The sequence below is a fragment of the Burkholderia sp. SIMBA_051 genome, from assembly GCF_046534915.1.
Taxonomy (GTDB): Bacteria; Pseudomonadota; Gammaproteobacteria; order Burkholderiales; family Burkholderiaceae; genus Burkholderia; species Burkholderia ambifaria.
In genome coordinates this window covers 1-231 of sequence record NZ_JAWRXS010000991.1, presented here as the reverse complement: position 1 = coordinate 231, position 231 = coordinate 1, and the positions used below count along the sequence as shown (strand labels likewise).

General features: G+C 57.1%; 1 pseudogene. It reads right to left on the bottom strand.

The features are described from left to right. Positions 1 to 231, bottom strand: a pseudogene (locus SB771_RS37455) (hypothetical protein); the annotation flags it as partial.

Here is a 231-nt window from a genome sequence, read left to right as displayed (position 1 = left end):
CAGAGCGGAGCCCAAGCGAATCGAAAAACCCGGTCGCTATCTCCTGGCTACGTTTGACCGCCGATTTTGGATCGGGGCAGAGATACTCAAATCCCAGCTGGGAAAGTTCGCGGTAGCGACCGGCTAGCGGTCGTTCGTAGCGATAACATCGAGCAATATAAAACAACATCCGCTCCCGCTGGCGGCCCAGCAATTCGCTGCATCGCTCTTGGAAGAGTGCGGTCGCCTCAG